Origin of the sequence: Sinomicrobium sp., assembly GCA_029266035.1 — a bacterium.
Taxonomy (GTDB): domain Bacteria; phylum Bacteroidota; class Bacteroidia; order Flavobacteriales; family Flavobacteriaceae; genus Sinomicrobium.
The window spans coordinates 44757-53369 of sequence record JAJUFH010000022.1 but is presented as its reverse complement, the minus strand read 5'-3'; the positions used below and the strand labels follow the sequence as shown (position 1 = coordinate 53369).

General features: G+C 41.9%; 6 protein-coding genes, 1 tRNA gene and 1 rRNA gene. All 8 read left to right on the top strand.

Going from position 1 to position 8613, the window contains the following annotated elements; translation table 11 throughout:
• Nucleotides 1-81: ribosomal RNA gene (gene rrf, locus ACYZZR_RS10545) — 5S ribosomal RNA — on the top strand; the annotation flags it as partial.
• 262 nt (nucleotides 82-343) lie between these two features.
• Nucleotides 344-1627: a chloride channel protein gene (locus ACYZZR_RS10540; protein WP_461533967.1), complete on the top strand. Its 1284-nt coding sequence runs from the start codon at nucleotides 344-346 to the stop codon at nucleotides 1625-1627.
• A 118-nt stretch (nucleotides 1628-1745) separates the two neighbouring features.
• Nucleotides 1746-3842: a polysaccharide lyase family 8 super-sandwich domain-containing protein gene (locus ACYZZR_RS10535; protein WP_461533966.1), complete on the top strand. Its 2097-nt coding sequence runs from the start codon at nucleotides 1746-1748 to the stop codon at nucleotides 3840-3842.
• A 108-nt stretch (nucleotides 3843-3950) separates the two neighbouring features.
• Nucleotides 3951-4024 (top strand) — tRNA-Arg (locus ACYZZR_RS10530).
• Nucleotides 4025-4725: 701 nt separating this feature from the next.
• Entirely contained in the window at nucleotides 4726-5943 is a 1218-nt protein-coding gene (locus tag ACYZZR_RS10525) for an MFS transporter (RefSeq protein WP_461533965.1), read from the top strand.
• A gap of 31 nt (nucleotides 5944-5974) precedes the next feature.
• The gene (locus ACYZZR_RS10520; RefSeq protein ID WP_461533964.1) at nucleotides 5975-6724 is read left to right on the top strand and encodes an SDR family NAD(P)-dependent oxidoreductase; all 750 of its coding nucleotides are present in this window, start codon (nucleotides 5975-5977) and stop codon (nucleotides 6722-6724) included.
• 48 nt (nucleotides 6725-6772) lie between these two features.
• A complete protein-coding gene (gene dgoD / locus ACYZZR_RS10515) occupies nucleotides 6773-7939 on the top strand; it encodes a galactonate dehydratase (RefSeq protein WP_461533963.1) in 1167 nt (388 codons plus the stop codon).
• A gap of 13 nt (nucleotides 7940-7952) precedes the next feature.
• Nucleotides 7953-8597: a bifunctional 4-hydroxy-2-oxoglutarate aldolase/2-dehydro-3-deoxy-phosphogluconate aldolase gene (locus ACYZZR_RS10510; protein WP_461533962.1), complete on the top strand. Its 645-nt coding sequence runs from the start codon at nucleotides 7953-7955 to the stop codon at nucleotides 8595-8597.
• Nucleotides 8598-8613: the final 16 nt, after the last annotated feature.

Here is an 8613-nt window from a genome sequence, read left to right as displayed (position 1 = left end):
CTCTTACCATTCCGAACAGAGAAGTTAAGCCCATGCGCGCAGATGGTACTGCATTAGTGGGAGAGTATGTCGCCGCCTTCTTATCAACCCCTCATCACATCGTGGTGAGGGGTTTTTTTTATGGCTAAGGTTGGGGGCCGGTTGGGGCCGGTTGGGGCGAATTGCAATTCGCCCGTACTCACGGCCCCCGTTGAGCCGCAGGCTCCTGTTGAGACGCACGGCCGTGCGTCTCAACGGGGATATTATAAATCACCGAATAAAAACCGTATTTCTTTATACTTTATTGATTGTGTTATTCTAATTTTGCATCGAAAATTTTTGTAGAAAACACGTATTTTACGTCATGAAGAAAAAGACGATCAGAAGGAGTTACTACGGGTTGATCACTGGGGCAATAATTGTGGGCTCCCTAGCTACCTTATTGGGGTACTCACTCAAAAAGATCACAGAATTTTTTGAAGAACACTTTCTCGAACAGGTTTATATGTGGCCGTGGTTGTCTTTTGTGTTGCCCTCTGTGGGGATTACTATGATATATTTTACCCGAAAGTATCTTTTTAAGGGAAAGAAAAACAAAGGAATAGCCGAAATCTTTCACACTCTTGATAATAGAAGAGACGAATTGCCTTTTTACAAGGTACCTTCCCACTATATCAATGGTTTTCTCACTGTTATCACGGGTGGATCTACCGGAATAGAAGTTTCCACAGTGGTAGCGACAGCAGCTCTCGGAGCTTCTGCCCGAAGAAAGGAAGGGGTGGCTAATATTTACAAGCCCGAACTAGTGTGTGCCGGAGTGGCAGCTGGAATTACGGTATTATTTGGGAGTCCGCTAGCAGGTTTACTTTTTGGTATAGAGGTTATTTCGAGAAAAGTTACCAGAACAATGCTTTTAAGTTGCGGGATTGCAGTAATACCGGCTTGGTTATTCGTATATTTTTTTGATAGTAGTAAGCTTTTTGATTTTAGTGTTTCCCTGTGGAATACAGAAGCTGTACCATTTGTAATCTTATTGAGTATATTGGCGGGAATTGCAGCGGTTTACTTTACCAAGAGCGTTATTTTTGTAAAGGAGCGATTTTCAGCTATAAAAAGCGACTTTATACGTGTAAACTTCGGAGCTATATTAGTCGGTGCTGGTATATTTCTCTTTCCTGCCTTGTACGGAGATAGTTATCACGCCGTATCTGAATGGATAGCGCACGACTATATGACATTTTCACTTGGTTTTATGCTTCCCTTGCTCGGTATTGTGCTGCTCAAACCTCTCGCGGCCTCGTTGACGCTTGGAGCCGGAGGAGACGGTGGGGTATTTGCTCCCAGTCTTGTTACTGGAGCGCTGTTGGGTATACTCTTAGCTGTGTGTTGTAACCATTATTTTCAAACTGATCTCATTCTCCTCAATTTTGCCTTGATAGGTGCCGGCGCTATGCTGAGTGCGGCTATCCACGCACCTCTTACGGCCTTGTTTCTCACCTGCGCTTTAGCTGGTGGTGGGTTTAATCTTTTTATTCCCGTGCTGATAGGCGTATTCATCGCCAGATACGTGTCGGGCTATCTGTGTCAGTATACCGTGTATACCTATAGGAGAAAAAAGGACGGTATCTTATTTAATCTTCGGTCGTAGCCCATCCCCATCCTTGTATTCTTCCGAGCATCTTAAGTTTAAATAGCTGTTGTTTTTGGAGATAATTGCTATATTGAAGTCCCGTTAAAATTCCGGGCTATCTAAAAGACAAGGGTTTATGAATAATCGATACAAGGTGTTGAGTGTGAATGCAACAATAGTATTCGGGCTATTTAGCTGTCATCTCTTGGCAGGAGTAAGTCTGGTAGCCGTTGATACAATGATACAAGCTCAGAACAGAGCCGATTTTAAAACCGTATATAATCGATATGTTCAGTTTTTATACCGTTTAAAAAAAGAAGACCCCCTTGTTGGTCAATACGCAGCATCGCTCGACGAAAACGGCCAGTGGTCTGATATTGATTACACCGATCAAAAATTAGCCGACTGGAAGCCGACATGGCATTTGCAACGCGTAGAAAAAATGGCCTATGCCTGGAAAAACCCCAATTCTGATAATTTTGGAAAAGACGACTTGTGGCAAGCAATTATAAAAGGTTTAAGGCATTGGCTAGACCATAAGTATAAGAGTGATAATTGGTGGTTCAACCGCATCGGTGTACCCCGAATAATGAGGGATATTCTATTCCTTCTCAACGATGATCTCAGCTCGGAAGATAGGAAAGAAGCACTAGAGGTACTCTATCAGTTTAGAGGGCAATCGGACACCCGAGGCCCTGTAGGCTTGGGAAAGGGAGCCAACCTGATTTGGATTGCCGATTTGGGACTACATTACGGAATACTTACCGAAAATAAAGAATTGGTCAAGGAGTACAGAGACCATATCGTTGAGGAGATTAAAGTTTCTACCGGAGAAGGAATACAACCCGATTACAGCTATCATCAACATCACTCCCGTTTGCAAATCTACCACTACGGCGAGGCCTTTTTACGTCAAACCGTTCGCCTCGCATGGGAACTGAGAGAAACGTCTTTTGCCTTTCCTGAGGAGAAAGTCAATATTCTTGAAGATTTTGTTTTTGAAGGGTGGCAATGGATGGCACGTGGAATAAATACGGTTCCTGGAACAATAGATCGAGCATCCAGTAGGGTAGGAGAGCTGAGAAGTCCGGATATACGGAAGCTAATCCCTTTGTTGAAAGAGTTAAGTCCGCAAAGGGCGGAGGAATACACAACTTTATTACAATATCAGGAAGGCAGATCGCACCTTACCGGATTTAGGTACTATCCATATTCAGATTTTACAGTATACCACAATGATGATTTCAGTTTTTTTCTCAAAACAATCTCCCGCCGCACACTGTCTACTGAGCAGATCAACGGAGAGAACCTGAAAGGGCAGTTGTTAAATAGCGGGGATGCTTATATTGTTAGAAACGGAAAGGAGTATTACAATATGATGCCCGTTTGGGATTGGAAATTTCTCCCGGGGGTAACAGCGTTCCGTGGAGCTGAACGAATAGATAGAAAGGACTTTGTAGGCAGCGTGGGAAGCTGGGAGAGTGGGCTTACTGCTATGGATTACAAACTTGAAGATAGCAGTGGTTACGCCTCGCTGTCGGCCAGAAAAATATGGGCTGTACACAACAATATGGTAGTTTGCCTGATCTCTGGTCTGAATCCTGTAAATGTAAAAGGAGAAGTTTATACAGCCATCGACCAGTCTAGCTTACAAGGAGAGGTTAGAGTAAGTGAGATAGACAAGGCGTTGGGCAAAGGAGAGCATATTCTTGAAGGAGTAGACTGGATATATCATTCCGGGATTGCTTATATCCCCCTGAGCTCCGCCTGTGTGAACATAAAGATTGGAGCGGTAAGCGGAAGGTGGTCGGAAATCAATACATCTCGTCCGGATCAACTCCTTACAGAAGACATCTACTTACCCGTAATGAAACACAATACTGCAAATAGCGATTCAACCGGATATATTATTACTACATCCAAAACAGTGCAGGAGGTTCAACAACTCGTCGATAATCCGCAATGGAAGATACTACAAAACAATCGAGACTGTCAGGCAGTACTGTTTGACGACAAGACTGTAATGTCTGCTTTTTTCTCCCCGGGTACGTTAAAGATTGGAAGTAAGCAGTTAGAAACAGATCGCCCATGTCTTGTTTTACTGGATAAAGAAAAGGTATATGTGAGCGACCCAACACATCGGGGCGGGGTGATAAACATTAAGTGGAATGGAGTTAAAACCCGGATAGAAGTCCCGGAAGACGGCTTTACCGTATGTCATAAGTTTAAATAATCACGGTGCAGTAGAAAAGAGATATCATTTCTCTGTGATAAACTTCTTTTTTTCTTTTTAATTTCTTTGTTTGGGATAGAAATATACATATATTTGCACCCTCAAAAAGGCCTCGTAGCTTAACTGAATAGAGCACTTGATTACGGCTCAAGAGGTTCCAGGTTTGAATCCTGGCGAGGTCACGAATAAATAGTACAGACAAAAAAAACGCCAAGTTTACTTGAGCGTTTTTTTTGTCTGTACTATTTTCAAAGCGGAGCTTTGCAGGATGTGCGCAGCAAATCCTTTCGTGAATCGCGAATGAAGAAAAACGGATCATGCAAAAGGGAATCCGTACAACGGATTCCCCGTAGTGACGTCCCTTGCGGACGTCCAAAATAATGAACAACGATTCAGAATAATGAACAACGATTCAGAATAATGAACAACGATTCAGAATAATGAACAATGATTCAGAATAATGAACAATGATTCAAAGCGATGAATAACATTTCAAACCAGGGGAGGGCAACCGCAAGGGTTGCCCCGACTTTCAAAACATATCGGAAGTTTACACATAGCGAGTCAAGTAACACTTGAGCATTTTTTTTTGTCTGTACTAACCACCTCCATAACATTTGCACAACAACTACATCAGTCTTTAGTATAAAACACTACCAAAACTTTTCTTACTCCCTCTTTTGTGATATAAGGGGATTTGGGATGAAAATAATTTTGGGTGTGTAAAACAGATCTATTTGGGAAGTTGTAATAATGTCTGCATTTTTTTGGATTATATTGTTTTCTAAAATTGATGCTGTGTGAAACAACTTTTGTGAAAAATCAAAAAATAATATTGTATATAATATATAATATACTATATTTGGAACACTAATTATTGATAATGAAAAAAAATCACAAAAAATTTAACTGGGAGGTAATTTCACTTCTTTGGCTTGCGTTTTTCTTTAATCAGGCGGACAGGCAGATATTTAATGTGGCTTTGCCAATCATCAAATTGGACCTAGAACTATCAGATACCCAGCTAGGGTTAATCTCGTCTGTTTTCATATTAGCTATTGGGGTTATGGTGCCTGTGGCCGGCTATGTGGGAGATAAGTTCAGCAAAAAGGGAGTTATCATTTTCAGTGTTTTAATATGGAGTCTTTCCACACTTTTAACGGGTTTTTCAGGTGGGATAATCACCTTAATTATCCTTCGATCTATCGTTGGAGGGAGCGAGGCTTTTTATGCTCCGGCAGCCAATGCCTTGATTGGGGAGAAGTTTAATTCAAAAATCGGTCTGGCCATGGCCATTCACCAGACAGCACTTTACGCGGGGATTATTGGGAGTGGATTTTTAGGAGCTTATATTTCAGAGAATTACGGTTGGAGGACTGCTTTTTTTATTTTTGGAGGAATAGGTGTTCTCCTTTTCCTTTTAATGTATTTTAGGTTGGAGGACGGCAAGCGCAGGGAAAAACGAGAGGCGAGTGTTTCCCTGATTAGTGGAGTCAGGTTGTTACTGCAAAAGAAGACTGCTGTATTGTTGACAGGGGCTTTTTCCTGTATGGTCTTTGTCAATGTGGGATATCTGACTTGGACGCCTACTTTTTTACACGAAAAATTTTCGCTGTCTGTAACCGAAGCAGGTTTTTCGTCTATGTTCTATCACCATATTTTTGCTTTTGTAGGTGTGATGGTTGCCGGTGAGCTATCAGATCGCTTAGCCGCCAAAAATCGAGTGATGAGATTGCGATTGCAGGCCTTTTCCCTTTTGCTTGGGGCACCTTTTATCATTATGATGGCAATGGGGGAATCGCTATTTTGGGTATATATTGGTCTAGGTCTGTTTGGCTTGTTTAGAGGGATGTACGACTCTAATATATACGCCTCCTTGTTTTCGGTGACGAAAGAGGAAAACAGAGCTTCGGTAGCCGCATCTATGATTATGTTTGCTTATATCATTGGTTCGTTTGCACCTACTATTTTGGGGATGATGAAGCCATTGGTGGGCTTGACGTCAGGTTTGGCATTACTCGCTGTCTTTTACATCGTAGGAGGACTATTGATCTTATGGGCTTGTGTTTCCTCTTTTCACAAAGACAAAATTGTAGAATAACAGAAATGAATACGTATAAACATTTTGTGGTATGGAAGATTTAAAAGGCAAGGTTGCGCTGGTAACAGGATCGGGAAGGGGACTCGGAAAGGGCATAGCTCTGGTGCTTGCTGAGAAAGGAGCTGATATTTTTATCAACGATCTGAAACTCGATGATGCGGTAAAGGAAGTGGTCGAAACTATTAGGGTGCTGGGTAGAAAATGCATTTTTATAAAGGCGGATGTGACCTCAGAAGAAGAAGTGAAGTCGATGTTTGAAAGTATCTACAGCGAATACGGTAGATTGGATATTTTGGTCAACAATGCGGGAACGGATAAGTCACAGGATATATTTGCCACCTCACTATCTGACTGGGAATTTATTATGAAAACAAATATTACCAGTTGTTTTTTGTGCTCTAAATACGCCATGGAAATCATGAAGAAAAAAGGAGGTAGTATTGTCAATGTGAGTTCTGTTGTCGGTCATCAAGGTGCTCTAAAAGGCCACGTACACTATTCAGCATCCAAAAGCGGGATATTTGGAGTTACCAAAGCTCTAGCCAGAACAGGTGCTACCTTTGGTATCCGAGTAAATGCTATTGCACCCGGTGTTATAGAGACAGAACTTTCGAGAACGACACACGGAGAGGAGGGGATGAAAAAACTTGGAGCATCCATTCCTTTAGGTTTGGGAAATACCAGAGATGTAGGGCTTTCTGTAGCCTTTTTATGTGGTGAGGGAGGAAGGTATATCACGGGGATAACACTGGATATCAACGGAGGGCTTTACTTTAGATAAAAGTCTTTTTTTATCAAATTAAAAATTATATATAATATATCATATCTTATGAAAGTAACAAAAATTGAAACCTACATTTGCGATGTTTATCGGACCAATTGGGTCTTTGTAAAAGTGTTGACCGATTCTGGTATATACGGTGTGGGTGAGGCCACTTTGGAGCATCAAGAACTTACGGTGGAAGCTGCTGTTCAGGAGTTAAACAGGCATTTGGTCGGGAAGGACCCCCACAATATCGAAGCTTTTTTTCACGATACATTGCGAAATTCATACTGGCGTGGGGGACCAGTTTTAATGAGTGCAATGGCAGGTGTGGAAATGGCTTTATGGGATATAAAAGGCAAGGAGTTAGGGGTGCCGGTTTATCAACTATTTGGTGGAAAGGTAAGAGATAAGGTTCCCTGTTATGCCAACGGTTGGTTTGCTCCGGCCAAGACCCCAGACGAATTTGCTTCTAAGGCAAAAGAAGTAGTGAAAAAGGGTTTTAAAGGTTTAAAATGGGATCCTTTCGGTTCTGCGTATCTGACACTTACAAAAAAGCAGTTCAATGAGGCTATAGCCTGTATTGCGGCTGTAGTAGATGCCGTTGGAAGTGAAATTGAAATACTGATAGAGGGGCATGGTAGGTTTAATTTACCCACTGCCGTAAAACTTTCCCAGGCCATGGAAGACTTCGGAGTACTTTGGTTTGAAGAACCTTTACCTCCTGAAAACCTAGAAGGTCTCGCTGAGCTGAAGAAAAGAAGTAAGGTGTCTATTGCTGCAGGAGAAAGGTCGTATGGAAGAATGGAGTACCGCAGTTTTTTAAATATGGGGTGTGCCGATTTTATACAACCCGACGTAAGCCATTCTGGAGGGATCTCCGAAATACGAAAAATTGCGGCTATGGCAGAGAGTTACCACATCCCCATATGTCCGCACAATCCTATCGGTCCAATCGCTAATGCGGCTACCTTACAATTGGCTGCTTGTACGCCCAATTTTTATCTCTTAGAAACCATGAGTGTAGATATCCCTTATCGAAGGGAGCTGACAACAGAAGACGTTAAGTTTTCGGATGGTTTTATGTATATCAGTGATGCTCCCGGATTAGGGATCGATCTCAAAATAGAGAATTTTTCCAAATACCCTTATCAGCCTCACGACTTAAGGCATTACAACGGAAAACTAACGGAAATCAGACCTGCCGATGCAGGGGATTATTTTAGTAAATAGGATAATTTGTTCTATGGAAAAGAAGACAAAGGCCGATTTTAATTGGAGTTTTTTTGAAGAGCTTCCTGTAATTGGTATCCTACGAGGGGTAGCAGTAGACGATATCGCTCATATTTTGCCGCTTTGCCTTGCTGAAGGATTAAGAACAATAGAGGTTACCCTAAATACCGAGGATGTGGAGAGATCGGTCAATTATGCCACCAATCATTTTGGTGATAAGCTGAATATAGGGGTGGGAACCGTTTGTTGTAGGGAAGATCTGGAGAAGGCTTTGAGCTATGGCGCTTCATTTATAGTGACTCCCAACCTCGACGAAGAGGTGGTTAGGGAATGTGTAAAGATAGGAGTGCCAGTTTTTTGTGGAGCTTTTACTCCTACGGAAATTTATAGAGCGTGGAAGCTGGGAGCCTTTATGGTCAAGGTGTTTCCGGCTGATAATTTAGGAGCTAAGTACTTCAGTAATATTATAGCGCCATTCGACAATATCAAACTATTGCCTACCGGAGGTATCAACGCTGCCAATGTTCGTGATTACCTTAATTCTGGTGCAAGCGGTGTTGGGGTATCTGGAGGAATTTTTAGTAAAGAAATCATCGATAAAAAAGATTGGAAAGCTTTGGAAAAGCGATTGAAGACATTTGTTTCCTGTATATCCTGAAACATATAAATATCAA

Excerpts from the sequence above, each read along its gene's own strand:
- ACYZZR_RS10540 (WP_461533967.1), top strand. The coding sequence starts at position 344 with ATGAAGAAAAAGACGATCAGAAGGAGTTACTACGGGTTGATCACTGGG.
- ACYZZR_RS10535 (WP_461533966.1), top strand. The coding sequence starts at position 1,746 with ATGAATAATCGATACAAGGTGTTGAGTGTGAATGCAACAATAGTATTC.
- ACYZZR_RS10525 (WP_461533965.1), top strand. The coding sequence starts at position 4,726 with ATGAAAAAAAATCACAAAAAATTTAACTGGGAGGTAATTTCACTTCTT.
- ACYZZR_RS10520 (WP_461533964.1), top strand. The coding sequence starts at position 5,975 with ATGGAAGATTTAAAAGGCAAGGTTGCGCTGGTAACAGGATCGGGAAGG.
- dgoD (WP_461533963.1), top strand. The coding sequence starts at position 6,773 with ATGAAAGTAACAAAAATTGAAACCTACATTTGCGATGTTTATCGGACC.
- ACYZZR_RS10510 (WP_461533962.1), top strand. The coding sequence starts at position 7,953 with ATGGAAAAGAAGACAAAGGCCGATTTTAATTGGAGTTTTTTTGAAGAG.